We start from the raw sequence: 25508 nt of genomic DNA on the forward strand, positions 1-25508 counted from the left end.
GAGTGCGGCGACGCCTCACACCTGCGGCCGTACCGCCGTCACCGATCCGGGCAGCCGTACCCCGGCGGTGCGCAGCGCCGCCACCCGCGTGACGATCGCGGTGCCCCGCATCAGCTCTGCGGCCACCTCGGCGACCCTCCGTTCGCCGACATCACGGAGCCGGGTGTCGGCCACCCAGCGATTGAACGCCCCGAGCGCCGGACCGCACCAGATCTGATAGTCGGCGACCCGCTCGGCGTCGCCACGGATCGCCCAGCCCGACGACAGTCCCAGATACCAGCGGAAGATCAGCGCCATCCGTCGTTTCGGGTCGTCTGCGGCGCCGGCGAGTTGGCGTGGATCTCGTTGCGTGAAGTAGTCGACGCACTCTGCCCACACCTCGTCACACGGGCGTCGGAGAATGGTCTCCTCGATCTCCCGGCGTGTCTCGGGCGGCATCGACTCGATCCCGTCATGGTCACGATAGAACTCGAAGAGCCGGTTGGCCCGGGCCGCGAACATCGTTCCGCGGCGCAGGACCTGCACCTGCACGCCCATCTCGAACATGTCCGAGGAGGCGGCCATCGCCACATCGGCCACATCGGCGGTGCCGAGAAAACGCTTGGCCGTTGCCGATTGGTCGGCTTCGACGCATGCCTGGTTGATCGATCCGGTCACGACGTAGGCTGCACCCATCGCGAACGCGCCGGCCAGCGCGGTCGGGGTTCCGAGCCCGCCTGCGGCACCCACTCGGACCGAGGCGGCGGCGGGGAACTCCGATGCCACGCGATCCCGAGTCGCGATGAGGTCGGGCAGCAATACCGGTAGCGGCCGACGATCGGTGTGTCCGCCGGAGTCGGCCTCGGCGGTGATGTCGTCGGCGACCGGGATGCGCCGCGCCCACTGCCCCTGTTCGGCCGTGATGTGGCCGTCGGCGACGAGGGCGTCGATCATCGTCGGTGGCGCCGGACGGAGAAACAATTCGGCGACCTCCGAGCGGGAGACCTTGGCGATCAGACGATGTCGTGGCGTCACCCCGTCGGGGCCGAGGTGGAGTCCGGCCAATCGGTACCGGAGGATCGCCGGGGTCAGCGACATGAATGCCGACGCCTCGACGCAGCGCACCCCGTGTCGCAGGCAGGCATCGACGATGGCGTCCTCCAGAGCCGGCTCGCTGGGGCTGTGGATCAGGTTGCACGCGTAGGGAGAGTCACCGAGGGTGGCCGACAACTCGGCCAGCGCGGCGTCCACGCGTCGCGGCAGCACGCCGGCCGCGCCGTACGAGGCGAGATAACCGGCGCGCGACATCGCCACCACCATGGACACCGAGGAGATCCCGTTGGCCATCGACCCCGCCGCGTATGCCGACCGCACGCCGTGGAATCGCCGGAACTCGCTGTCCCCCAGCATCTGCGGCGGCAGTGGCGGCACCGCTGCCAGCACCTGCGCGTCTGTCGCGGCCGATGTCGCACCGAGGCCGCGTGTGCCCCGCACGATCCGGCACGGCTGCTCGAGGTCGTGCAGAACGGCTCGGATCGTCGCCGTGGTGTGGGCGATGGTGCCGTCGGCGCCCGACGGCACGCCGGAATGTGTGGTGAGGGTCATCGCTGGATGGCCTTTCGGTCATGGAGTTCGATTCCGAGATCGGTCAGTTCGTAGATGCGCAATCCCGGTTTCCACAGGGAGGCGTCGACGACGACCACCACCGCGTGCTCACCGACGTGCACCGATTTGATGTGCACCTCCACCTCGCAGTGTTCGTCGGAGGGCAGGAACTGTCCGCGGTACTTCCAGCCGAACGCGACTCCGGTGGGGATGGCGAATCCGGGTTCTGCGTAATCGCTCCCGTGGCCGGCGTCGATCATCCATTCCTGAACGGCCTGGACGACCGTCTCCACGCCGAGTGATCCGGGAATCACCGGATCGAGGTGGAAGTGCCGCTCGAAGTACCAATCGTGGGGATCGATCGGCCGGATCAGGTGAAGACAGCCCAGGCCGAATTCGCCGCCGCCGTCGACGACATCAACCCAGTCGAGCAGGGCGAGCTTGCCCACCGAACGCGGCATCCGGTCGGTGGCGCCGCGGCGCGCGGCAACGTCGATGCGCCGGGTGCGCGGCCGGATCTGTTGCGCGGCAATCCAGCTGGGACGAGTGGCGCCGGCATCGAGCCCGGTCTGGGTGGCCAGCGCCTCGTCGCTGAAGTAGCCGAACAGCGTCTCACCGCTGTAGAGGGTTTCGCCCTCGACGCTCAGCGTGTAGTCGAAGGTCTGCAACGACGATCCGGGCAGGATCGTGGTGGACAGCAATCGCGAGTGTTGACAGATCGTCTTGTCGCGGAGGTCGAGCTGACGGTGCAGTGTCGCGGTCCCACCGAGATTGCGCAGACTGGCGGTTGCGTGTGGGTCGACGAGCGTCGGCCCGGCGTAGTACCCCATCAACAGGGCCGCCTGCAGGGACGTCTCCATGAAGACGAAATGCGGCATCGACTCGTTGGCCGTGTCGGCGAAATACCACGAGTCGGCCGGCGCGTCGTACTCGGTGTTATACGCCGCAGGACCGAATTCCGCTGTTTTCCTGCTGTTCTCATTTCCCGAGTAGTCGACGACCCGGTCGACCAGCAGCAGACCCCCGGTGGGCAATCGGGTGGCGCGACGGCCGGTGTACACGCCGAACTCGGGACCGAGCGCGAGTGCCTGGTCCCCACGCGACAGGTGCGCCATGTGGAATTCGTTGAGCAGGACATGACGACCGTCCCGACTGGTCCGGGCCGACGGGGACGGCGCACCGCCACCGGCTCGGGGACCGACGTGGGTTCCGGGGCCCTCGCGGAGAAGGACCTCGACCTGACCGTGATCGTCCTGGGCCACTCCGTTATCGGTCACCCCCGCGTAGGTCACCCCGGCGTCGGTCACCCCGGCGTCAGCCGCCACGACCTCGGCGACGAGATGTGGGCGCGGAAGCAGATCGATCTCGCGGATCTCGAGCCGGAAGGGCCCGGCGGGGAGATCGTGCGACGACCTCAGGGCGACGTGAGCGGTCGGGTTCGGCAGGCAGTCCGGCAATCCGACGAGAGCCGCGAAGATCACCGCCGCGACCTTCACCGCATCCTGCGGCGCGGCTCCGCGGGCCGGTGTGGCACTCAGGGCGCCCAGGCCGCGGGAGCCACCACGCACGGAGATGTCGGTGACGACGTCGACGGCCACCGGTCCGGGGTATCCGGCCCGCGCGAGCAGTGCGGGCAGTTCGGCGGGACGCAGGGTTGTCGCCGAGGGACGGGTGAGAGGTTTGAACGCGCCTTCCGGCGCACTCGTGAGTGCTCCCGCCCGATGGTTGCCACCCGACCCGTGTGTGTCGCCCGACGCCGGCGCCGCGGGTTCAGAAGCACTGCGCGAGAATCGATTTCCGGACAGTGCGCGATCGACGAGGGCGCGCTGCAATGCCGTCTGTGCCCGTAGGGCCGCGCGATGTGCCGAGAGCACCCCCGCGGCGAGGTCGGCGACCGAACCCGTCATCGGCCCCGGCGCACCCACCGGGCCCGCTCCCCCCGCCGGACCGGTACGGGCCGCGGGGATCGGGGCGATCCGGGTGGATACCGGCTCGACGGATTCGTCGTCTCTCGGCGCCTGCGGCGAACCACCGGCGAACGGGTCGAACACCGGGCCGTCGAAGGCGATCAGGTCGAAAGCGGCGTCGTCGTCGAATGTGGTGTCGTCGAAACCGGTCTGGTCGACCGTGGTCTCATGAAGAGTGGTCTCATGAAGAGTGGTCTCGTCAAAAGTGGTCTCGTCAAAAGTGGTCATGGATTCCATTGCCTCACTGAGTCACTGAACTTGTCGGAGAGATCGGCGGTGGTGACCACCGTGACGTCACCGAGGTGCGCGAGCATCGTGTGTGCGGTGTCGTAGACGGTGACGTCACAGATCACCTGGGTGTCGGCGACCCTCGGGTGGCCGGCGACCACCAGGAACGGGTCGGTGTCGGGCAGCGGGTGGAGGTGGGTCCACGCACCCACTCCGAGCGGCAACCAGGCCCCACCACGGAGCTGATGGCCCAGCACCGGCGGTACCTGCAGCACCAGATCGGCGAGTACGGGATCGTGCAGGGCACCTCGATAGGCGTCGATGATCACCGAATCGTCCTTCGGATCGACCGGTTGCGGACGTGAGCACTCGACGATCACCGTGTCCGGGGACGGCCGCCAGATCTGCCGCATGCCCTGCAGCGAGGGTCCGTGGAACTGGACTGCATCGCAATACAATTCGTTGCCCGAGGCCCCCGTGCCGAAGTCGTCGGGCAACGCCACGACCGATCGGTCCGGTCCGGGGGCGGAGTCGAGTAGGTGCGCCCGATACCGTGGCACCGGGCCTCGATCGGCGGCGGTGGTGATCGATGCGACGAGTCGGCCTCGTGCGGGAACGATCTCGACGTTCGGCGCCTCGAGTGGAGCATCATCGAACACGATGCCGCGCAACACCTCGAATCCCTCGACGCGGCGGATTGTCCGTCCCGGCGCACTTCGTTCGGCCACGCCGATCATCGCACCGATGGCGAAGGTCGCGGGCAGAACCGGATGCGCACCGATGCGGTGTGCCAGCAGCACAGGCTGCCGCGCGAGTTCGGTGAGCGAACGAACGACCTCCACCGACCGGTCGGGTTCGATTGTGGGGCAGAGGGATGCGTCTTCCCCGACGAGGACCGCGGTGTCGTCGCGTCGGTGCTGCCCGTACTGCTCGGTGAAGGCACGCACGCCGACCTCCGGCGGTAGTAGGGTCACCCCACGCGCCACGAAGTGGGCACGAAGCGTCTCGTCGACCATCCCGGCGTCCCACGCTCCCCAGTCGATCGCGGTCACGTGACGGTCGGGGTGGCGAGCCTTCCACCGCGCGGCGAAGCGCACCAGCGCCTCGTTCGCCACGGCGTAGTCGGCCTGTCCGGCATTGCCGTACAGGCCCGCGACCGAGGTGAACAGCACCAGGCTCCGCAGTGGTGAGTCGTCGGCATCGGCACTCAGCGCATCGAGGAGGGCACCGAGACCGAGGAGTTTCGGCGCGAACACCGAGCGGATCTGGTCGCGTGTCTTCGACATCAGAGGTGCATCGGCGAGCACTCCCGCACCGTGCACGACTGCGGTGATCTCCGCTCGGAGCGGGGCCAGTGCGGCAGAAACCGACTCCGCATCGGCGATGTCGGCACTGACGTAGCGCACCCGAGGCGACGGGCCGTCGGTGCCGAGTCGGCGCAGGAGCGCGGCGATCTCACGTCCGGCCAGCACTGCGGCACAGGACCTCCCGATCTCGGCCGGTGTCGGACGAGAGGAGGCCATCGCAGCGATGGCTGCGGCACGCAGCCCGGTGTCGGCGACACCCCGCGCCCATTCCGGTTCGTCCGCGAGGGGGGTGCGGCCCATCAGGACGAACCGTGCGTCGCAGCGTTCGGCGAGCGCCTCGACACACAGCGCGGTGATGCCACGTGCACCACCACTGACCACCACCACGTCGCCGGCCGTGAGCTGGTCGACCTCCGGGTTCTCTGCGATCGGCGTCGAGGAGTGTCGGTGGTGGCCCCGGTGCGGCACCAGGGTGCGCCGCCGCCCCGCTGCGTCGATCCCCACCTCGACGACGTCGGTCGCGCCGTCGGTGATCTCGGCCAGCACGTGTCTCGCACACCCCTGCGCGTCGAGCCGCTCATCCACGTCGAGCGCCCGGACGAAGAGCGCAGGATGTTCGGCCGCAACCGTTTTCACCAGACCGCCGACTCCGGCGACACTCGCCGACACCGCGTCCGGAAGTGGGCCGCAGCCGCGCAGCACGTCGGCCGGCGCGAGCCCGAGGTGACCGTCCACCGCGGTGACGGTCACCAGCCCGGCACGACGTCCGGTGTGCTCGGCCTGTGTGACGAGCCCCTCCACCACGGTGCCGGCGGCGAGAATCGCCTCCTCGAGCCGAGCGGCCGTCTCGGCCAGTCCACCCATCGCCGACGCATCCTCATCGGTCCCGGTGGGGAGCACCATCACGCACAGGTCCATCGGTTCCCGCACCACCGAATCGTCGCTCGGGGCGCCCGAGTGGTCGGTGGCGTCGGTGGCGTCGGTGGCGTCGGGGCCGTCGGGGGCGTCGACGAACGGTCGGGTCGACTCGGCGACCCGCCAGCCGTCGGCCCGCAATGCCTCGGCGATGGCTTGCGCCCGGTCGTCGAAGACCCCGATGCCGAGGACCACGGCGACGGGCTGATCGCCGAATGGGCGGACGGCGCGATCGATCGGCGGCAGCTCCGCCGTCGCGATGAAGTGACGCCGAACAGCGGAGTCCGACGTCGGTGCCCCGTCACGCGGGGCCTCACCTTTTGGGTCGGCATCACCACCGGTGGTCAGCAGCGCGACGATCTGATCGAGGGAGCGGGCCGTACCGAGTTGTTCCGGACCCAAGCTCGGCAGCTGCGGGAACCGCGCCTGCACCTCCCCGAGAACCTGCACCCGCTTGATCGAATCCACCCCGAGATCAGCTTCCAGATCCATTGCCGGATCCACCATGTCCACCGGATACCCGGTCCGCTCGGCCACCACCTCCCGCAGCGCCGACCGCACATCGTCGGCGGTCACCACGGTCGTTTCGGCCGAATCCTCCGGCGCCATCGGTGGCGTCGGGACCGGATGATCCGGCGCCGCCGCGGTTGCCGCGTCCACCGCGAGGAGCGTGACGATCTGATCGAGGGAGCGGGCCGTACCGAGTTGTTCCGGACCCAAGCTCGGCAGCTGCGGGAACCGCGCCTGCACCTCCCCGAGAACCTGCACCCGCTTGATCGAATCCACCCCGAGATCGGCTTCCAGATCCATTGCCGGATCCACCATGTCCACCGGATACCCGGTCCGCTCGGCCACCACCTCCCGCAGCGCCGACCGCACATCGTCGGCGGTCACCGCGGTCTGCACAGCAGCCTGGTCGGGCGAGGTGGGCTCGGGCGAGGTCGGCTCCGGCGAGGTCCGTTCAGGGGGCGCCTCCTCGGGGCCGGCGGGTGAACCGACGGACGGCGCGTCGGTGGTCCGGAGACCCTGCGCCTGCGACACAGCCGGTTGCACCGCCGACGGGGCGAGGGCCGCCGGGCTCGACTCCTCCCGCATGATGTCCATCGACGGTGCGGGCGAGGTGCGCATCGGAACGGTCGGCGCGGCCCCCTGGTCCAGCGCGACGATCTCGGCAATGACCTCGCTGGCACGAATGTGCCCCTCGCTGATGGCAATTCCGTGCGTGCTGACCGCGCCGATCGCGGCGAGCGTCGCCGGGTCGGCGTGGGGTTGCGCAACCGCCTGCGCCAGTTCGCGAGCCAGGGTCAGCTGCCCTTCCAGATAGCCGCGGTGGGTGTGCAGGTGATCGGCCAGGAGCGCACCGAGGTCACCCGCCGGGGCTGCGACCTTCTCGGCCGCAGGCCGTGTCGGACTGACGGTGACGTCGGGGGCAGAGGGGATCTCCATGGTCATGTCACTCTCTGTGGGTTGTGCGAGCGTGGTGGCAGCGATCGGCGGCGCTTGTGACGAGACGTCGACGGTCGTTCCGTTCGGCCGGCCCGCCATCGACTGTGCCGCCGCTGACTGGGCCGCCGTCGACTGGGCCGCCGTCGACTGGGCCGCCGTCGATTGGGCCGCTGTTGATTGGGCACCGATGCGAAAGCCGTCGTGTAGCGCATCCTGGTAAGCCTGCTTGCGCACGGCGGGAACGTATTCCGGCGCCGACAGCGTGACCGTCATACCTGTCGACGGTCGCGGCGCCACCGGATCGGAGGCGTAACGGTTGATGTCGGTCAGGGGTGCACCCAGCACCGCGAGGTGAACGGCGGCACGCTTGAGTGCCACGTCACTGTCGCCGAGCGGACCCGCGTCGGTGGGTATCGCGACAACGTCGTCGAGAGTGCGGTCGACCAGTGACGTCAGCACCTTCTTGGGTCCGAACTCGACGAAGACATTGCACCCCGCGTCGGCCATCGCCGACAACGCCGCGGCGAACTCGACCGGCCGGCGCAACTGGCCGACCAGGGTGTCGCGGTTGCGTTCGATGTCGTCCCCGTAGTGCGCGCCAGGCGAATTGGCGTACACGACTCCGTGTGGAGCACCGATCGTCGCAGCCTCGGCCGCCGGACGAAAGGCATCGACCGCGTGGTCGACGTAGGGGGTGTGGAAGGCCGCCGACACCGGCAACTGCCGAACGTTGAGACCCGCATCGCGCGCATCGGCGGCAAAGCGCTCGACCGCGTCCGTGCCGCCCCCGACGACCACCTGGTCGGGTGCGTTGTGGTTACAGAGCCAGATGTCGTCACGACCGTCGAGCATCTCCTCCACCCGGTCGCGGTCGGCCGGAACGGCGAGCATGGTTCCTCGATCGCCGTCGCCGGACGGTGCCATCGCAGCTCCACGGGCGCGCGCGAGTGCATGGAAATCGTTGTCGCTCAACGATCCCGACGCCCACAGCGCGGTGAGTTCACCGAAACTGTGTCCCGCGAAGTCGGTGACGGCCAGACCGAGCTCGGCCAGGAACCGGAACTGCCCCGCTGCGAGGGCACCGATGGCGGGCTGCGCGAATTCCGTGCGGCGCAACATCATTTCCTGCGCCTCCCGCTCCTCGTCGGTGAATGCCGGCGGTGGAAACACCACCGAGCCCAGTCGCGTCGAAGCGCCGGCGAAGACGGCGTTGGCATCGTCGAAGGCACGGGTGAGGGTGGGCACGTTGAGTGCCGCGGTGATACCCATGTCCACGTACTGACTGCCCTGGCCGGCGAACAGCGCGGCCACTCGTAGGTCGGGCATCGCCGCAGCGGCGTAGTAGATTCCCTCGGGATGCCGCCACGACGACGCGCCGGGCTGCGCGATGAGCTGCTCGACGGCCACCTCCCGCAGGTACTCGGCGTTCGCGTCGTCGGACGAGACGAAACCCACGCGTACCTCTTCCGCCGGGACGTCGCCGTCCACCGGCGACTCCGTGCGGACCCGGTCGATCAAGGTGGCCACGTCCGGCGCATGCCACAGGTGTGCGCGAGCCACCGAGTGCAGTGGTCGGGTCGCGCCGGGCGAACCGGGCGCCTCCTCGAGTACGACGTGGAAGTTGGTGCCCCCGAACCCCATCGCCGACGCTGCCGCGCGCCGCACCGGCCGCTGGGGGTCACGAATCCACGGCCGGGTACGTGTGTTCACGTAGTAGGGGCTCTCGGCGGTGATCGCGGCGTTCGGCGCAGCGACGTTGATGGTTCCCGGCAACACCCGATGATGCAGTCCGAGAGCGAGTTTCATCACACTCGCGGTGCCCGCAGCCCCCTTGGTGTGGCCGATCTGCGATTTCACGCTTCCGACGGCGGCGAACCGGTTCTCCGACGCGTCGGCGAGAAGCTCGCCGAGAGCGGTGAGTTCGGTGCGGTCCCCGACCGCGGTCCCGGTGGCATGCGCCTCGAACAGCTCCACCGACGTCGGCGAGCATTCGGCGTCGGCGTACGCGCGCCGCAATGCGACGAGTTGTCCCTCGGCGCGCGGGGCGTAGATGCTCTTGGACCGGCCGTCGCTGGAGGACCCCAGACCACGGATGACGGCGTAGATCCGGTTGCCATCGCGCTGCGCGTCGGACAGCCGGCGCAGCGCCAGCATGGTGATGCCCTCGCCGAGCAGGGTGCCGTCGGCGTTGTCGGAGAAGGGCTTGATCGCGTCGGTCTTCGACAGCGCGCCCACCTTGCTGAAACACATGTAGATGAAGATGGAGTTCTCGGTGTCGACGCCACCGGTGATCATGGTGTCCGCGCGGCCGTCGACCAATTCGGCCACCGCGGTACGGATCGCGGCGAGAGACGCAGCGCATGCGGCGTCGACGGTACAGTTCATTCCGCCGAGACCGAGCCGGTTGGCGATACGCCCGGCCACCACATTGGCGAGCAGCCCCGGGAACGAGTTCTCCTCCCACGGCGCGAACGCCGCGGTGAACTTCTCGGCGAGACGATCGGCGTCGTCGTCGGAGATCCCGCAACTACGCGCCACCTCTTTGAGCACCGGGGTCGACAATCGTGCGGCCAGCGGATGCATCAGCGGAACGGGGCCGGTGGTGCCGAGCACCACACCGGTACGGCTCGGGTCGTACCACTCGGAGCCGGGCGCGCCCGTATCGAGCAGAAGATCGCGCGCCACACCGAGACTCAGCGTTTGCATGGTGCTGGTGACCTCGAGCTGATTGGGGGGCAGCCCGAACTCCAACGGATCGAATGCAACATCCGGCAGGAAGGCCCCGCGTCGCGAATACGTCTTGTCCGGAGCGGACGGATCGGCATCGAAGTAGTCGTCGAGGCTCCACCGTGAGTCCGGCACCTCGGTGGTGCAGTCGACGCCGTCGACGATGTTCTGCCAGTACTGGCCCAGATCGGCGGCCTGCGGTAACAGCCCGGACATACCGACGATGGCGATGGGATTGCGCGCGAGTCTGCGCTGGACATGACGATCGGTGTCGGCGCCGGTGGGCGCGCCGACATCGGCGGAAGGCACGGTGGTCACGGGTTCTCCTTGGCGAAAGTGAGTGCAGGTCAACGCGCGCACGCCGGCGCATGCGCGGTGCGGGTTGGTCAGGCGGCGACGATCGTGCCGGTACGCGCCGACACCGTCGCGACGGCCTGTTCGGCGAAGTCGGCGTGCCCGCGTGGGCTCGGATGCAGCCCGTCGGGACTCCACATCTCCGCGCGGGTCCACGCGCTGTCGGCGGCGAGATCGATCAACTCCGTGCCGGTCGTCGCGGCGACACCGGCCAACAGATGATTGGCCTCGGCGAAGCGGGCGCGCAGCAGGTCCCGGAATCGGTCGGGTACCGGCAGTCGCGCAGGAATATCCGGATAGTTGGCGGTGAACACCACCGCTCGCGTCGCGGCGAGGCGAGTGAAGATCGTCTGCAGGTTGTGTTCGAACCGTCGCGGATCGTAGTCGCTGACGAGATCGTTGACACCCACCACCACCCCGACGACGGCGGCATGGGTGGCGAGTTGGCGCACCGCATGCCCGAGTTGCTCGTCGAGCACCGTTGTGGTGGTCGCCTGGTGGGCACCCAGGTTGAGCACACGCGATGCCGGTACCCCCAATTGCCCCGCGAATCTCGGGACCCAACCGTGGAAAAGGTTGCCGCGCAGATCTCCTCGCCCCTCGACGAAACTGTCGCCGAGGGTCACCACACCCGCGCCACTCATGCCGGCACCAGATGTCGGTCGGCCTCGGGCAGGTCCACTTCGCGGTACAGCTCCGCGAGTGACTCCGGATCGAAGAACTCTTCCGCGGAGATCCCGCCACCGATGTGGCCGAAGAACTTCTTGGTGTAGCGCGGACTGTGGCTTGCGGCGCGGAACACCGAGTCGTGGTACGGCGTCAGGGAGAGGTCGGAGATGGCGACGGTGAAATCGAAGCTGTGCACGCTCGCGGCGTCGCGTTCGAGTTCGTACGATTCGAGCGCCTCGGCCATCGGCCGCGCGCCACCGAAGCCCTCGGCGATCCGATCGGCAAGCAGTTCCGCGTTCTTGAACGCGTCGGTGATACCGAGACCGGTGAATGGATCCTTGTGGTACCCGGCATCGCCGACCAACGCCCATCCGGGTCCGTGGGAACGGCGGAAGTAGTTGTCGGGGTAGAGCATCGGCCGGAAAGGCTCGGCTCGCTCACCGTTCTCGCGCAGTTGTTCGCCGTACACCGGGTCGACCGCATCGACGATCTCCTGCACACCGGCATCGGGATCGGCACGGAAGTCCCGGAATCGGTCGCGGCGGCGCATCACCGCGACCAGCGAGAGACCGTCGTTGGTGGGCCACGACCCGAACTGCTGCTCCCCGAATCCGGTCCGGTGCTGCATACCCCAGTCCAGGCCGCTGTAGTAGGAGTAGAAGATGAAACATCCGGCAGGAGCGTGCTTGTACATCTGTGCGCCAACGAGTTTGGCGACGGTCGATCCCGCCCCGTCGGCGCCGATCACCAATGGCGCCCGGAACTCGACGGATCGCCCGTCACCGTCGCGGCCACGGATTCCGGCCACCGAGTCGTTCTCCTCGAGGAGGTCGGTGACGGTGAATCCCTCCATCACCTCCGCGCCGGAGCGTCGTGCCGCGTCGACGAGTATCTCGTCGAGAACGGTACGACGCGGACAGTACACGGCGTCGATCCCGCTGATCGGGTCGGCGAAGCCGGCGAGAGTGATGTCGGTGTAGGTGAAGTTGAGATGACGGACCGGCGGACATCCCGTGGCCACCACCGTATCCAGCAGACCCCAGTCACGCAGGCGTGCCAGTCCGGCCTGGTGAATGTAATGGGTCGAGATCGTGTCGCTCGGAAAACGGGCCCGGTCGACCGCCAGCACGCGGAACCCACGGCGAGCGAGCAGCATCGCGAGGGGTGCGCCTGCCGCCCGGGCGCCTACCACAATCACGTCATACATCGGAAAGTCCTTTCGCTGTTCGGTTTTGGTCGCCCTCGGCTCGTTCGGTCCAGGCCGGTAGGGTGATGCCCACAGCATGCCTCCGGCGCAATGGGCAGGCCCGGACGAACAACGCTTGCCCATCGCACCATTGCTGCGCTCTATCGTTCCCTCGGAGGACACCCGGTGGCCCGGGCCACAGACGGTCAGGCCGTCTGTCCGGTGGCCGTCCCGTACAAGGCGTCGACGGCGTCGGAGTACGCGGCCTCGATCGCCGCCCGCCGAAGCTTGAGCGAGGACGTCAGCAGACCGGATTCGGCGGTGAAATCACCTGGTACGACCAGAAAGCCACGGATCGCCTCGGCCCGCGACACCAACGAGTTGGCGTCGTCGACACCCTGCTGGAGCTCGACGCGCAGATCGTCGTCGTCGAGGCCCGGACCGCAGCCGGTGGCCGCGCACCAGCGCTCGTGCGCAGCGGTGTCGAGCGTGATCAATGCGCTCACGAACGGCTTGCCGTCGCCGATCACGATGCAATTGCTGACGAGCCGATGCAGCCGGACCCGGTCCTCGAGGATCGTCGGTGCAACATTCTTGCCACCGGAGGTCACCAGGATCTCCTTGCGCCGACCCGTGATCTGCAGATAGCCATCGTCGATTCGACCCAGATCACCTGTGTGCAACCACTTCTCGGAATCAACCATGCGCTGCACCGATGCCGACCCCCAATAGCCGGGACTCACATTCGCGCCACGAACCAGCACCTCGCCGTCGTCGGCGATCGCCACCTCGGTGCCGGGGATCGGGCGACCCACCGTACCGATCCTGTTGGTCGACGGTGCGCTGACCGTGACAGCCGTGGCCGCCTCGGTCATGCCGTAACAGTTGAGAATGGTGACTCCGTGCTGCGCGAAGAATCGTGCCGTGGACTCGTCGAGCGAGGCGCCTCCGGAGATCACGAAGCGCAAACGAGAACCCCATCGGTCGGTCGACGGCGTACCGTTGTCGGCCTTGCGCATCTTCTCCAGCGCATACGGTACGAGAGCGAGAAAATCGGGCCGAACCGAGTCGAGCCCGGCGATCAGCTGCGGAATTCCGGGAAACAGATGAGTCGTGGTGCCCGCGAGTAGACAGGCGAACAGGATCGTCTGGCCGAATACGTGGGACAGCGGGAGTCCGAGTGCGGTCACACCGTCGAAGATGCCCTCGGTCTGCTTGACGGTGTTTGCCGCGGAGGCATACATGTTGCGGTGTGTGATCATTGCGCCCTTGGGCGCGCCCGTGGTCCCGGAGGTGTAGACGATCATCGCGAGGTCGTCGGCGCGCACCGCACCGATCCGTTCGAGCAGTTCGGGATGCCGCGTGGGCTTCCAGGCGGAGACCTCGGCGAACAGCCACGGTTGCCCGGCGCCGGCAACCCTGAGCCGTTCGAGATCGTCGTCGGTCTCGCCGAAGAACGCGGTGGCCCCCGAGTCGGCGACGATGTGCGCGATCTGGGCCGCCGAGGAGGTGGGGTAGATCGGCACGATCACGCCGCCGACAGCGAGCACCGCCAGATCGATGATCGCCCAGTCGAGTCCCGTGCGTCCCAGCACCGCAACCCGATCACCTGCTCCGACACCGCAATGCAACAGCGCGCTCGCGACGCGCTCCACCTCGGCGATCACTTCTGCGCGACTGTGACGACGCCGGCCGTCACCGAGTGACAGCTGATCCGGACCACGGCTGGACACCTTGGCGACCATCGGATACAACGAGCACGGGTCGGGTAATTCGAGTCCCGGGCCGGTGAACGAGATAGGTTTCATACCACCGATTTTCGTCGCACCCCGGCGGTGGGGCAACGGCCAAACAGCTACCGCGCGAACGAAATCGCCTATCGCCGTGGACGAATTCAGCCCACCATGCGGTGCTCGTCGGGACCGTTCACCTCGATGCAATCCAGAAAATGTGCCACTGCAGCGTTCGTCTCCTCCGCACGCCACACCGCATACAGGTCGAGCACCGGAACCGGATCGACCAGTTTCACCGCGACGGGGTCCGGTCCGGTGGCACCGAGCCCGACCGCAACAGCACGAGGCAACGACGCGAACCCCACGAGGGGTTTGGCGGTGACCATGTGGGCGGTGGCACCCGGATCGTCGGCCGACTGCGCGACGCTGACCTCGATGCCGCAATCCGCGGCCGCATTGAAGATCGCGTCGTACATCGCCGGGGTCTGGTCACGGCCGAACATCAAACACTGTTCGCCGGCCAGATCGGAGAAACGGACCACCTTGCGGCCGGCCCAGCGGTGGCTGCGGCCGACGATCGCCACGATCGGGATGTTCGCAAGAAGCCGGCGGTGCCGGAAGTGCGCCCCGTGCGGACGCCCATAGGCCAGCGCCAGATCGAGCGACCGGTCCACCAGACCAGCGAGTTGGGGCCCGGTTCGCTTCTCCCACAGCGAGATCGAGATGTCGGGATGCTCCCTGCTCATCCGTGCCATCGCGTACGGGAGGATGTAGCGACCCGCGGGCATGTTGTAGCCGACGTTCAACGAGCCGCACAGTCCGGCCGCGGTGGACTGCGCCGAGCTGGCCGCCTGCTCCATCTGCCGCATGATGAGTCGCGCGTGCGCCTCGAAATCCTCGCCCGCGGAGGTCAGTCGGACCTCGTGTGAGTTCCGGACGACGAGCTGCACCCCCAGAGACTTCTCCAGTTTCTGGAGCTGAGCGCTCAGCGACGGTTGCGTGAGATGAAGGCGCGCTGCCGCTTTGCCGAAGTGGAGTTCTTCGGCGATGGCGATGAACGAGGCCAGGTGTCTGAACTCCACGATGCCACCCCTCACGTGTCACAGTCGATTCGGATCAACCGTAGCGAGAGGTAGTAACGTGCGGTGAACAGCAGGCCAAGAACAGCTGGTGGATATCGCGTGGTTCAGGTCACACGACCACACGCTCCCGATACCGCGCGAGCGTGTCCGCGTCGACGCCACAGGCAGCCAGGTAGCCGGCCGGATCACCATGTGCGTCGATCATCGCCTCGTCGGCCGCACGCAGATACTCGGTGTGCACGCCCAGATAGTCGGCGGGGATGTCCGCGTCGGGATACCGGCGCGCGAGCATCGCCCGCAGATCCTCGACCGCGTCGTTGCTGCGCAGGTAGTCGGCTTCGATGGCGTCCTCGACGACACCCGCTGCACGCAATGCGGCCGCCACCGCCCACCCGGTGCGATCCTTGCCCGCCGAACAATGAACCAGGACCGTTCGCCCGAGCGCGACCGATTCGATGATCGTCCGGACCGCCTGCCGGGCCCCCTCGAGCGCCGGGTACGTGCGGTAGACCGCGATGAGGTGCTCGCGCGCAGCATCGGCCGAGAAGGTTCGCGACGACGTCGGGATGACCGGGTTCTGATGGAACGGCAGAACCAGCCCCTCGATGTGATCGGGCAGCGCGTCGGCGCCCTCTGCCTCACACTCTCGGGCCGATCGCAGGTCGATGACCGTGTCGACGCCGAGGCGGTCCAACGCTGCCCGGCCGGCGTCGTCGATCCGGCCGAGATGCGCCGAGCGGAACAACAGGCCGCCATCGACCGTGCGGCCGTCGGCGGTGGGCAGGCCCCCGACGTCGCGCACGTTGAAGGAACCGGGCAGCTCGATCCGACCGGGAGAAGAAACCGTCATGAACTCACGCTAAGGCATGCGCCGCGGGCTGTCGTTCCGGCGTCCTGCGCCGACGCCGGAGTCGGTCAGCACCACGCGGTAGACGAAGGCCGCCTCCGGCCCGAGGACGGCACCGACGAGGTCGGTGAGGGTGACCACGAAACCCCGGCCGTGCGCCGATCCGGTCCCGTCGTCGAGGTGATGTGCCATCTCGTGCAGGATGACCAATTCCCGGAGCGCCCAGCGCCCTTCCCGGGAGTCCGGGATGGCGATCTCACCGATGTCGCGCCGGTATTCCGCCGCTCGATGCCCTCCCCTGGCCCGGACCGTCACCGGCTCCGATGCACGCGGAAAGCGTTGTCGCACCGAGTTCATCGCCAATACCCGCTCGACGTAGGAGCGCACCGACTCCACCGAGGAGAACAGCGCCTCGATGGGCAACGTCAGCTCGGTGCCGGCGATCTGCACCGTTCGCGCCGAGCCCGCCCGATCGAACATCCGGTGCACCAGCCGCTCGGCCTCATACAGTCGGGACCGTCCCGTATCACGCGCAGTCATCGTCCCGATGCTAATCGGACCCCCGCACGCCGACGGTTACGATCTCCACAGCCACGACATGAGGGAGACGGCCGATGAAGCCAGGGGTGTCCGGCCACGTCGAGCGATGGCGTGGGCGTGCCCGCGACCTCACCGATCGGGCCCTCACACTGCCCGGCGCGTCGGTGATCCTGCGGATCGTGCGCGAGCTGGCGACGGCAAGCCTGTCGGATCGGTCGATGACGCTGTCGGCACAGGCGTTCACGTCGGTGCTGCCGATCGTCATCCTGCTCACCACCCTGCCGGTCGGCCGCACCTATCTCGACGAAGCCCTGAACAACCTGGGCGTCAACCCCACTCGACTCGACGTGTCCCTGTCGACGTCGACGACCACCGCATTCGGTGTCATCGGCGCACTGATGACGATCGCCGGTGCGACGTCGCTGGCCCGTGCCCTGGGGCGCATGTACATGCAGACGTTCCGGGTGAACAGACTCTCGTGGCGCGGCTGGTGGCGGTGGGTGGTGGTCATCTTCCTCATCCCGGTCGCGGTGATGGTGCAGGGTCTGATCACCCCGCTCGGCGACATCAGCATCTTCGGAGTCCACTACCACGGCGTCGGGCCGCTCGGTCTGGCGATCGTGGTCCTCGCCTCCTTCGTGACGTGGTGGGCGCTGTGGACGGTGGTGCCACGCCTGATGGTCTCGCATCAGGTGCCGATGCGTCTGCTCGCGGTCAACGGCGCCCTCACCGGCGCGCTGATCACGGTGTACCTCGTCGGCAGCCGAATCGTGTTGCCCGAGACCGTCCCTGCGACGCTCAATCGTTTCGGCACCCTGGGCATGGTGTTCCTCGCGATCAGTTGGTTGTACTTCTACGCCGCGATCCTCGTCGTGAGCGCCACCGTCGTGCATGCCGTCGCGACCGACGACGGCGTGTGGGGCAGACGCGTCGGAGCGTTCACCGGGGTCCCCGTCCCCGCGCCCGTGCCACCGAGCCCCTTCGCCCTGCCCGATCAGCCGGCGGCGGCCGACGATCGACATCCGTGACGAGTCATCGTTCGAGAGCTCCTCGGGGTGCCCCGAATTCGGGGTCGGCGCCGATCTTGGCGCGTCGTCCCGCCCGGTCGCCGGCGCGCCGAGCGCCCTCGGAGTATCCGGCCGAGGCACTCGTGGGACGCCACGTGCCGCGCGCCTGGGATGCACTCTTGTAGAAGTCGGTGACCTCGATCTCCTTGTTACGCAACACGATGGCCGTCGACGTCGACGGTCGGCCGTCACCCGCGGGCGTCGACTCCGCGTCGGCGGCGATCGCCTCCTGTCGCTGTTCGTCACGCGCCTGCGCCAACCTGACGCCGATCCGCTCGGCGAACGCCGACTGGAAATTGAGCCGCGCGGTGATGGGGGCCAAGGGCTTTCGCTCCACGACCTTCCGCGTGTGCCAGCCCTGACCGCGCCGCACCACCCGGGCCGACGTCTCGTTGCGGTAGTCGCCCGAGCGGAGGTAGGCATCACTGGCCGTCACCATCTGCACCACCAGGGACGTATACAGGGCCTCACACGTGTCGATGTCGGATTCGAAACCGTACGCGAGGACGAACGTCGAGTTGCCGGCGACGTCGACGGTCACATCGTTGGCCCGCGCGATCGCCACGAACAACTGCACGTAGGTCTTCAGTCCACGTTTGCCGGTCTCGCCGATGGCGATCTGCCGCGAGATCGGGGTCGTGGTTCGGGCGGCCGGATCGTGGGCCCGCGCCAGCGCCAGGTCGATCGCCGAGGCGGTGGCCAGCCGCTGTGCCGCAGCCATGAACGTCTCGGCCTCGTGTGGGTTGTCGGTGTTCTCCGCCTGCCGCAGGAGCCCCGCGATTCGGGTGAGCAGTTTGTCGTCGCGCATATGAATCAGACTATTTCGACGGCCGATCGGTTCCACTCGACGCCGAGTTTTTTCGGTCGAGTCGGTCACCCCTTGACTTTCCCAGTAGGAAAGTGAAAACTACTTTCCAGTCAGGAAACCCATGAGCGAAAGCAGGCCGCCATGTCCGACATCACTCCCGAGCAGGCACGAGCCGCACTCACCGACGTCGATTCCGCTCGTCGGCGAGTCGCCGACGAGGTCGGCCTGCCGCAGACCTATTGGTCGATCATGGGTGCCGGCTGGGTCGCTCTCGGCGTCCTGACCGATGTCGCCCCGGCGTGGGTGGTCACCGTCGCCACCGTGGCCTTCGGCGTGGGGCATTCCATCGTCGCCTCCCGCCTGCTCGACGGTCGACGCGCGCGACGCACCGTGCAACTGCGCCGCTCCGTCACCGACCGCCGCATCCCCCTGATCGTCATCGCGATCCTGCTCGTCGCGGTGGCTTGTACGGTCGGCCTCGGCTTCGGTCTCGACGCCGACGGCGCCACCCATGCCGCCACCTGGGCCGCGCTGATCGTCGGTGCCGCAATCGGCTTCGGCGGCAACACCATCTTCACCACGATCCGTCGCCGGGTGTTGCCGTGACCGTGCCACGCTTCGACGAGATCATCCACCCCAGTACCCGCCTGTCCCTCGTCGCGACCCTCGCAGCCACCGACTGGGCCGAGTTCTCTTACCTGAAAGAGCGACTGGCACTGTCGGATTCGGCACTGTCCAAACAACTCACCACTCTCGAGTCAGCCGGTTACGTCAGCACCGAGCGACCATCGACGGGGCGACGCCGTACCGTGCGCGCCCGGCTCACCCCGACCGGACGCGAGGCGTTCGACGGCCATGTCGCCGCACTCCGCGTGATCGTCGACCAGCCGCATGCCGACTCCTCGCCGAGCCCGACAGGTGAGCCTCGCCCATAAACGGCAAATCGGATCTATCGGATATCGGGCAGCGGTACTCGACTCCCGGGCTTATCGTCTGCACTGATCACCAGTGCAGCAACGGCGCTTCACCTCTCGGCCGAGACGATGGAGGCGCGCCATGCCCGAAGGGCACGAAATTCTCAACGAGGACGAGGCCCACCTCGCTCGGCTCGGCTACACCCAGGAGTTGCACCGTTCGTGGTCGGGCTTCTCCAACTTCGCGATCTCGTTCTCCATCATCTCGATCCTGTCCGGGTGTTTCACCTCGTTCGGGTTGGGCTGGAACAACGGTGGCCCCGCGGCGATCGCGTGGGGCTGGCCCATCGTGTCGGTGTTCATCCTGCTCATCGGCTTCTGCATGGCCGAACTCGTCTCGGCATATCCGACCTCCGGCGGAATCTATTGGTGGGCATCCAAACTCGGCGGCGCCAAGGCGGGTTTCTACACCGGTTGGCTCAACCTCATCGGGCTGGTCGCCATCCTCGCCTCGGTGGCCTACGGCGCAGCGACCTTCGTCGACCTCACCATCGGTACGTTCAGCGAATCATGGTTGGCCGGTTACAGTCTCACCCGGGTGTTCCTCATCTTCGTCATCATTCTCATCGCCGCGGCACTGATCAACATCTTCTCCGGGCATCTGCTGTCGATGATCAACAACCTGTCGGTGTGGTGGCACGTCTTCGGCGCCGCGGCAGTGATTCTCATCCTCTTCCTGGTGCCGGATCAGCACGCGTCGTTCTCCGACGTGTTCGCCCGCACCGTCAACAATTCCGGGATCTTCGGCGGTGCCACCTCACACGCCGGATTCATCCTGTACGTCCTGCCGATCTCGGCGATCCTGACGCAGTACACGATCACCGGCTACGACGCGTCGGCCCACATCTCCGAGGAGACCAAGGGCGCCGCCGGTGCTGCGGCCAAGGGCATCTGGCGCTCGATCGCCTATTCGGCGATCGGCGGTTGGATTCTGTTGCTCAGCTTTCTCTTCGCGGTACAGGACGCCGACGGGGTGTCCAAGAGCGGCGGCGCGGTGGCGACGATCTTCACCCAGGCCCTCACCTCCCGGTGGGCGGGTGTGGTGTTGCTGATCTCCACCGCGGGCCAGTTGTTCTGCACGGCCGCCTGCCAGACGAGTGCGTCGCGGATGATGTTCGCCTTCAGCCGCGACGGCGCCGTTCCCGGCCACCGGATCTGGAAGCAGGTGAACGCCAAGGGGATTCCCGCCTACGCCGTCATCGTGACCGCCGCGGTGGCCGCGATCATCACACTTCCGGCCCTCGTCGCCGTCGACATCAACGGCGCACCGGTCCCGGTCGCGTTCTTCGCGGTGGTCTCGATCGGCGTCGTCGGGCTGTATCTGTGTTTCGCGGTACCCATCTATTTCCGGTGGCGCGCAGGCGATTCCTTCGAATCCGGTTCGTGGACACTGGGTTCGAAGTATAAGTGGATCGCCCCGCTGGCACTTGCCGAGATCGCGCTGACCTCGATCATCGCCATGTTCCCGACGTCGTTGGGCGGCATGCCGTGGGATCCGGGATTCGCATGGAAGTACGTCAACTACACGCCACTGCTGGTCGGCGGCGCTCTCGTCGCGCTGTACGTGTACTGGCACCTGTCGGTCAAGAAATGGTTCACCGGCCCGGTGACACAGGTCACCGCCGATCCGGTCCTCATGCAGGAGACCTGACCGTCCCAGCCGCCCCGACAATCCGGGCGCCCGGCCCGGGCGCCGACCGTCGGTCGTCGCCGCACCAGTAACGTCGTGGCCGAGACAGGATGCGACGACGGGAGCACGACATGGGGTCGATGACGATACGGCGTGCGGTGGCCGTGCTGGCGATCTGCTGCGGCGCCCTGCTACCCGCGGCGTGCGCGCGCCCCGACGACCCGACGGGCGCCGACACCGCCTCGCGCAGTGTCGACAACAACGTCAATCCCCGCACGCTCACCAACACCGCCGACGAGGTGTCGAGGCAGGGTCTACCCGTCACCAATCAGCACATCGTGACCGCACAGGTCTGCCCGAGCGCGGGGTGTACCTCAGCGCTCGCGACCGATCAGTTCACCCTGATGCAGTTCCAGACCACCGGGCGCGCGGAGATCTATCTCGGCGCGCACCTGCAGTCGTTCCAGGTCCTCAACGTCGTCGTCGACTTCCCGGCCGGCACCTCCGCCGACCAGCAGAAGCGCTACCAGAACGCCATCCAGACCGCGCTCGCCTGAGCGTGGCAGGGCCGTTGCCGATCGGCGACCGTCACAAACCGAACTGCTTCTGCATGTTCCGCAGGGTGTCCGCCGAGGCCATCAGACCCGCACGCTCGGTGTCGTCGACACTGACGTCGAGGCGCTGCGCACATCCGGTGCGATCCACCAGCGACGGCAGCGACAGGCACACGTCGTCGAGGCCCTCGAACCCGGTCGCCAGCGTCGACACCGGCAGCACCCGGTGTTCGTTGTTGAGTACCGCCTCCACGATGCGGGTGGTCGCCAGGCCGATCGCGTAGTTGGTGGCACCCTTGCCGTCGATGATCTTGTACGCGGCGTGCACCACCTCGTGCGCGATGCGCCGGCGCACCTCCTCATCGATCGGCTCGTAGCCCGGTAGCGGCTTCCATTCCCTCAGCGGGACGCCACCGATGGCCGCCGAACTCCACAGGGGGATCTCCGAATCGCCGTGCTCGCCGGCGATGTAGGCGTGCACGTTCTGCACCGCCACTCCGGCGTGCTGGGCGATGAGGAACCGCAGGCGCGACGAGTCCAGTACCGTGCCCGACCCGAACAACTGATTGTTGGGCAGCCCACTGATCTTCAGGGCCGCATTGGTGACGATGTCGACCGGGTTGGTCACCATGATGAACACCGCGTTCGGCGCGGCCTCCACGGCCTCGGGCAGGATCGCCCGCGTCAGACCGATGGTCGCCTCGGCGAGTTCGAGCCGCGACTGTCCGGGCTTCTGCTTCGCACCCGCGGTGAACACCACGACGTCGGAGTCGGCGACGACGTCCATGGTGTCGCCGCCGATGATGTCGGTGCGCGGGACGAATTCGAGTCCGTGCGACATGTCCAGAACCTCGGCGGTGACCTTGGCGGTGTTGATGTCCATCAGCGCGATGGTGCGTGCCACGCCGCGGATCAACGACGCGTAGGCGACCGCCGTCCCCACCGCGCCTGCCCCGATGACCGCCAGCTTGGTACCTCGTGTGTTCATCACTACCTCCGCGTCGATCGGGCCCGGCAACGTACGTGTCCAGTCCTATCCCATCGGTCCCGACGCCGCCGTGCAACGCCCACACCCGTCATCGGCTCTTCACCCCGTCGGCAGGTCACCCACCCACGACGGCTGGCTCGCCCTGTCCGTCCGGCCAGTTCTCCACTCACCTGCTGGACTGAACATCTGATTATGTGTTCAGGTGTTCTTGTGTGAGGTGTGATGCCGACGACATCCTCGAAGTGTCACCCCACAGCGACGCAAGGAGATCGACCGTCATGGCCATCGAGCTGAACCAGATCTGGGACTTCCCGATCAAGGATTTCCATCCCTTCCCCAACGCGAAACTCGGCGTCGGCGCCCACGACATGCTCGGGGTCGAGGCCAAGAACCTCGATATGAGCCGTGTCCTGCTGATGACCACCGGTCTGCGCGGATCGGGAATCATCGAAGAACTCGTCGGCAAGATCGAATACCAAGGTGTCGACGTCGTCCTCTACGACAAGGTCGAGTCGAACCCCAAGGATTACAACTGCATGGACGCCGCGGCGCTCTATCAGAGCGAGAAGTGCGACGGCATCATCTCCGTCGGCGGCGGCTCGAGTCACGATGCCGCCAAGGGTGCCCGAATGGTCATCGCGCACGACGGCCGCAACATCAACGAGTTCGAGGGCTTCTCGAAGGCCACCAACAAGGAGAACCCCAAGCACATCGCGGTCTCCACCACCGCGGGCACCGGGTCGGAGACCTCGTGGGCCTATGTCATCACCGACACCTCCGACATGAACAAGCCGCACAAGTGGGTGGCCTTCGACGACACCTGTCTGGTCGATCTGGCCATGGACGATCCGCTGCTCTACTACAGCTGCCCCGAGCATTTCACCGCGTTCTGCGGTTTCGACGTGCTGGCACACGCCTCCGAACCGTACGTCTCGCGGCTGGACTTCGCGCCATCACTGGGCAACGCCAAGTACTCCATCGAGCTCATCCGCGATCACCTGCGCACCGCCGTCTACGAGCCCCGCAATCTGGAAGCACGGACCGGCATGATGCACGCGCAATACATTGCGGCACAGGCGTTCAACTCCGGCGGTCTCGGGCTGATCCATTCGCTCTCACATGCGGTTTCGGCGTTCTACGACAGCCACCACGGACTCAACAACGCTATCGCGTTGCCGCGCGTCTGGGAGTACAACCTGCCGAGTCGCTACGAGCGTTACGCCGACATCGCCGCGCTGCTCGGCGTCGACACCACCAACATGACCACGGTGCAGGCCGCCGACGCCGCCGTCGAAGAGGCCATCCGGCTCTCCAAAGACCTTGGCATCCCGGACAATTTCGGCCAACTCAGCGTCGGCAGCTACGAGAAGAACCGGATGAACACCGGCAAGTACGAGGGTCGCGGCGACACGATGGACACCTCCGACAAGCAGATCCGGGCGATCGCCGAGCACATGATGGACGACTGGTGCACACCCGGCAACCCGCGCGAGTGCACCGTCGAGTCGCTGATCCCGATGGTCACCCACGCCATGACGGGGAGCTACTGACCGTCGGTCGCCGGCCACACAGACCGGGAGCCTGAGCAACTCCCGCACCGTGGGTCGGCCCGGGCGGGGACGAGACCTGTCCCCTCGCCCGGGCCGACCCGCACCTCGCCCGCACGCCCTACCGAGCCGACCCACGAAGCTGATCGACGAACCCGATCCACGAAGAGGAGTCATGTCCGAACCCTCGGCCCTGCCCACCACACCGGTCTCCCTCGACACCGTCGAGGAACTCGCGGTCGACTCCGTCGAGGAACTCGCTGTCGACACCGTCGACGATCTCATCCGTGGACTCGACGAGCAGGGCTACGTCATCGATTCCGATCTCGCGGTGGTGGTCCATCTCGCAACACTGCTGGACCGACCGTTGCTTCTCGAGGGACCTGCCGGCGTCGGCAAGACCGAACTCGCGAAAGCCCTTGCCGCAGCGTCTGGTCGGGACCTGATCCGGCTACAGTGTTATGAGGGACTCGACGAGGCCCGGGCACTCTACGAATGGGACTATGCCCGGCAGCTGTTACATGTGCAGATGTTGCGCGACCGCATCAGCGCCGAACTGGCCGCCGAACCCGATCTGTCGGCCGCCTCGGCGGCGTTGACCCGCACCGACATCGGCGTGTACACCGAGGACTTCCTCGTCGCCCGCCCGCTGCTCGCCGCGATCCGGTCGGCAACACCGACGGTGTTGCTCGTCGATGAGGTCGACCGGACCGACGAGGCGATGGAGGCGGTCATGCTCGAGGTCCTCGCCGAACGACAGGTGACGGTCCCCGAACTCGGCACCTTCACCTCACGCTCCTCGCCGTGGGTGATCTTGACCTCCAACGACACTCGCGAACTCTCGCCCGCTCTCAAACGCCGATGCCTGCACTTTCAGGTCGGCTATCCCGACGTGGCCCGCGAATGCCGCATCGTCGGTGTGCGCGCACCCGACGTCGAGCAATCGGTGATCGCCGAGGTCGTCGATCTCGCACGCCGCCTACGTGACCTCCCACTGCGCAAGAGCCCCTCCATCGCCGAGGTCATCGACGCCGCGCGGGCCGCGTCGCTGCTCGGCAGCACCGGTGACGACAACCGAGCTGTCGCCGATCGCGCACTTCTGTCGTTACTGGTCAAATTCGGCAGCGACCTCGAACTTGCTCGACGAGAACTGGATTCCCCGTCGGGTGAGAACTCCGATCACGCAGAGGTGCGTACCGACGGAACCGCGGCGTCCGGGTCGGTCACGGCCACCGCGTTCGGCGCCGGACGTGCCCGCAGTTCCACGCGCCAGACATCCCAGCGCCAGACGTCCTCGCGCCAGTCTTCGCCGAGCCAGTCTTCTCAGCGCCAGTCTTCTCAGCGCCCCTGACCGG

Annotated in this window: 18 protein-coding genes; 7 read left to right on the forward strand and 11 right to left on the reverse strand. The window is 67.3% G+C overall.

Translation table 11 applies throughout. The features are described from left to right. Positions 1 to 15: 15 nt before the first annotated feature. From AC5ZH6_RS20415 to AC5ZH6_RS20455, 9 genes are all read right to left on the reverse strand, one after another. Positions 16 to 1584, reverse strand: a complete 1569-nt coding sequence (locus AC5ZH6_RS20415) for a PfaD family polyunsaturated fatty acid/polyketide biosynthesis protein (protein ID WP_006368357.1) — start codon at positions 1582 to 1584, stop codon at positions 16 to 18. Beyond that, on the reverse strand, positions 1581 to 3779 hold the full coding sequence (locus AC5ZH6_RS20420; RefSeq protein ID WP_006368356.1) for a hotdog family protein: 2199 nt from the start codon (positions 3777 to 3779) through the stop codon (positions 1581 to 1583). Before AC5ZH6_RS20420 ends, AC5ZH6_RS20415 begins: the two co-directional genes overlap by 4 nt. Beyond that, on the reverse strand, positions 3776 to 10492 hold the full coding sequence (locus AC5ZH6_RS20425) for a type I polyketide synthase (RefSeq protein WP_168436281.1): 6717 nt from the start codon (positions 10490 to 10492) through the stop codon (positions 3776 to 3778). The genes AC5ZH6_RS20420 and AC5ZH6_RS20425 overlap by 4 nt, the downstream gene beginning before the upstream one ends. A 68-nt stretch (positions 10493 to 10560) precedes the next feature. Next, positions 10561 to 11172 carry a GDSL-type esterase/lipase family protein gene (locus tag AC5ZH6_RS20430; protein WP_006368354.1) on the reverse strand — a complete coding sequence of 204 codons (612 nt, stop codon included), beginning with the start codon at positions 11170 to 11172 and terminating at the stop codon, positions 10561 to 10563. Further along, positions 11169 to 12404: an NAD(P)/FAD-dependent oxidoreductase gene (locus tag AC5ZH6_RS20435; RefSeq protein WP_006368353.1), complete on the reverse strand. Its 1236-nt coding sequence runs from the start codon at positions 12402 to 12404 to the stop codon at positions 11169 to 11171. The genes AC5ZH6_RS20430 and AC5ZH6_RS20435 overlap by 4 nt, the downstream gene beginning before the upstream one ends. 185 nt (positions 12405 to 12589) lie before the next feature. Continuing rightward, positions 12590 to 14191, reverse strand: coding sequence for an AMP-dependent synthetase/ligase (locus tag AC5ZH6_RS20440; protein WP_006368352.1), 1602 nt, complete (start codon positions 14189 to 14191; stop codon positions 12590 to 12592). A gap of 86 nt (positions 14192 to 14277) precedes the next feature. Continuing rightward, positions 14278 to 15198 carry a LysR family transcriptional regulator gene (locus AC5ZH6_RS20445; RefSeq protein WP_014361138.1) on the reverse strand — a complete coding sequence of 307 codons (921 nt, stop codon included), beginning with the start codon at positions 15196 to 15198 and terminating at the stop codon, positions 14278 to 14280. Between the two features lie 109 nt (positions 15199 to 15307). Next, on the reverse strand, positions 15308 to 16048 hold the full coding sequence (locus AC5ZH6_RS20450) for a tyrosine-protein phosphatase (protein WP_006368350.1): 741 nt from the start codon (positions 16046 to 16048) through the stop codon (positions 15308 to 15310). A gap of 9 nt (positions 16049 to 16057) precedes the next feature. Beyond that, positions 16058 to 16585, reverse strand: a complete 528-nt coding sequence (locus tag AC5ZH6_RS20455) for a TIGR04338 family metallohydrolase (RefSeq protein ID WP_006368349.1) — start codon at positions 16583 to 16585, stop codon at positions 16058 to 16060. Positions 16586 to 16659: 74 nt separating this feature from the next. Here AC5ZH6_RS20455 and AC5ZH6_RS20460 point away from each other — a divergent pair, with 74 nt between their 5' ends. After that, complete coding sequence (locus AC5ZH6_RS20460; protein WP_006368348.1) at positions 16660 to 17613, forward strand: hypothetical protein; 954 nt, start codon at positions 16660 to 16662, stop codon at positions 17611 to 17613. Positions 17614 to 17617: 4 nt separating this feature from the next. Here AC5ZH6_RS20460 and AC5ZH6_RS20465 read toward each other — a convergent pair whose 3' ends face one another. Further along, a complete protein-coding gene (locus AC5ZH6_RS20465; RefSeq protein WP_006368347.1) occupies positions 17618 to 18460 on the reverse strand; it encodes a DUF2786 domain-containing protein in 843 nt (280 codons plus the stop codon). A 141-nt stretch (positions 18461 to 18601) separates the two neighbouring features. Between AC5ZH6_RS20465 and AC5ZH6_RS20470 the strand changes: the two genes are divergently transcribed. The 4 genes from AC5ZH6_RS20470 to AC5ZH6_RS20485 all read left to right on the forward strand — a co-directional run bounded on the left by AC5ZH6_RS20470 (position 18602) and on the right by AC5ZH6_RS20485 (position 21621). Continuing rightward, a complete protein-coding gene (locus AC5ZH6_RS20470) occupies positions 18602 to 19066 on the forward strand; it encodes a hypothetical protein (RefSeq protein WP_006368346.1) in 465 nt (154 codons plus the stop codon). Further along, positions 19063 to 19395, forward strand: a complete 333-nt coding sequence (locus AC5ZH6_RS20475; protein ID WP_006368345.1) for a winged helix-turn-helix domain-containing protein — start codon at positions 19063 to 19065, stop codon at positions 19393 to 19395. The genes AC5ZH6_RS20470 and AC5ZH6_RS20475 overlap by 4 nt, the downstream gene beginning before the upstream one ends. 121 nt (positions 19396 to 19516) lie before the next feature. Next, positions 19517 to 21085: an amino acid permease gene (locus tag AC5ZH6_RS20480; RefSeq protein WP_006368344.1), complete on the forward strand. Its 1569-nt coding sequence runs from the start codon at positions 19517 to 19519 to the stop codon at positions 21083 to 21085. Positions 21086 to 21204: 119 nt separating this feature from the next. After that, positions 21205 to 21621: a hypothetical protein gene (locus AC5ZH6_RS20485; RefSeq protein ID WP_231386606.1), complete on the forward strand. Its 417-nt coding sequence runs from the start codon at positions 21205 to 21207 to the stop codon at positions 21619 to 21621. 31 nt (positions 21622 to 21652) lie between these two features. On the opposite strand, the gene AC5ZH6_RS20490 is transcribed toward AC5ZH6_RS20485, so the two are convergent. After that, positions 21653 to 22606 carry an L-lactate dehydrogenase gene (locus AC5ZH6_RS20490; RefSeq protein WP_026919912.1) on the reverse strand — a complete coding sequence of 318 codons (954 nt, stop codon included), beginning with the start codon at positions 22604 to 22606 and terminating at the stop codon, positions 21653 to 21655. Between the two features lie 278 nt (positions 22607 to 22884). Between AC5ZH6_RS20490 and mdo the strand changes: the two genes are divergently transcribed. Beyond that, a complete protein-coding gene (gene mdo / locus AC5ZH6_RS20495) occupies positions 22885 to 24156 on the forward strand; it encodes an NDMA-dependent methanol dehydrogenase (protein ID WP_006368341.1) in 1272 nt (423 codons plus the stop codon). 172 nt (positions 24157 to 24328) lie between these two features. Then, positions 24329 to 25504, forward strand: coding sequence for a MadB family AAA-type ATPase (locus tag AC5ZH6_RS20500; protein ID WP_006368340.1), 1176 nt, complete (start codon positions 24329 to 24331; stop codon positions 25502 to 25504). Positions 25505 to 25508 lie beyond the last annotated feature (4 nt).

The sequence above is a fragment of the Gordonia sp. YC-XJ4 genome, from assembly GCF_059511865.1.

Coding starts and splice junctions, on each gene's coding strand:
- AC5ZH6_RS20435 (WP_006368353.1), bottom strand. CDS start 12,404: ATGTATGACGTGATTGTGGTAGGCGCCCGGGCGGCAGGCGCACCCCTC.
- AC5ZH6_RS20440 (WP_006368352.1), bottom strand. CDS start 14,191: ATGAAACCTATCTCGTTCACCGGCCCGGGACTCGAATTACCCGACCCG.
- AC5ZH6_RS20485 (WP_231386606.1), top strand. CDS start 21,205: ATGACGATACGGCGTGCGGTGGCCGTGCTGGCGATCTGCTGCGGCGCC.
- AC5ZH6_RS20490 (WP_026919912.1), bottom strand. CDS start 22,606: ATGAACACACGAGGTACCAAGCTGGCGGTCATCGGGGCAGGCGCGGTG.
- AC5ZH6_RS20465 (WP_006368347.1), bottom strand. CDS start 18,460: ATGCGCGACGACAAACTGCTCACCCGAATCGCGGGGCTCCTGCGGCAG.
- AC5ZH6_RS20430 (WP_006368354.1), bottom strand. CDS start 11,172: ATGAGTGGCGCGGGTGTGGTGACCCTCGGCGACAGTTTCGTCGAGGGG.
- AC5ZH6_RS20415 (WP_006368357.1), bottom strand. CDS start 1,584: ATGACCCTCACCACACATTCCGGCGTGCCGTCGGGCGCCGACGGCACC.
- AC5ZH6_RS20500 (WP_006368340.1), top strand. CDS start 24,329: ATGTCCGAACCCTCGGCCCTGCCCACCACACCGGTCTCCCTCGACACC.
- AC5ZH6_RS20420 (WP_006368356.1), bottom strand. CDS start 3,779: ATGACCACTTTTGACGAGACCACTTTTGACGAGACCACTCTTCATGAG.
- mdo (WP_006368341.1), top strand. CDS start 22,885: ATGGCCATCGAGCTGAACCAGATCTGGGACTTCCCGATCAAGGATTTC.
- AC5ZH6_RS20480 (WP_006368344.1), top strand. CDS start 19,517: ATGCCCGAAGGGCACGAAATTCTCAACGAGGACGAGGCCCACCTCGCT.
- AC5ZH6_RS20455 (WP_006368349.1), bottom strand. CDS start 16,585: ATGACTGCGCGTGATACGGGACGGTCCCGACTGTATGAGGCCGAGCGG.
- AC5ZH6_RS20450 (WP_006368350.1), bottom strand. CDS start 16,048: ATGACGGTTTCTTCTCCCGGTCGGATCGAGCTGCCCGGTTCCTTCAAC.
- AC5ZH6_RS20470 (WP_006368346.1), top strand. CDS start 18,602: ATGTCCGACATCACTCCCGAGCAGGCACGAGCCGCACTCACCGACGTC.
- AC5ZH6_RS20460 (WP_006368348.1), top strand. CDS start 16,660: ATGAAGCCAGGGGTGTCCGGCCACGTCGAGCGATGGCGTGGGCGTGCC.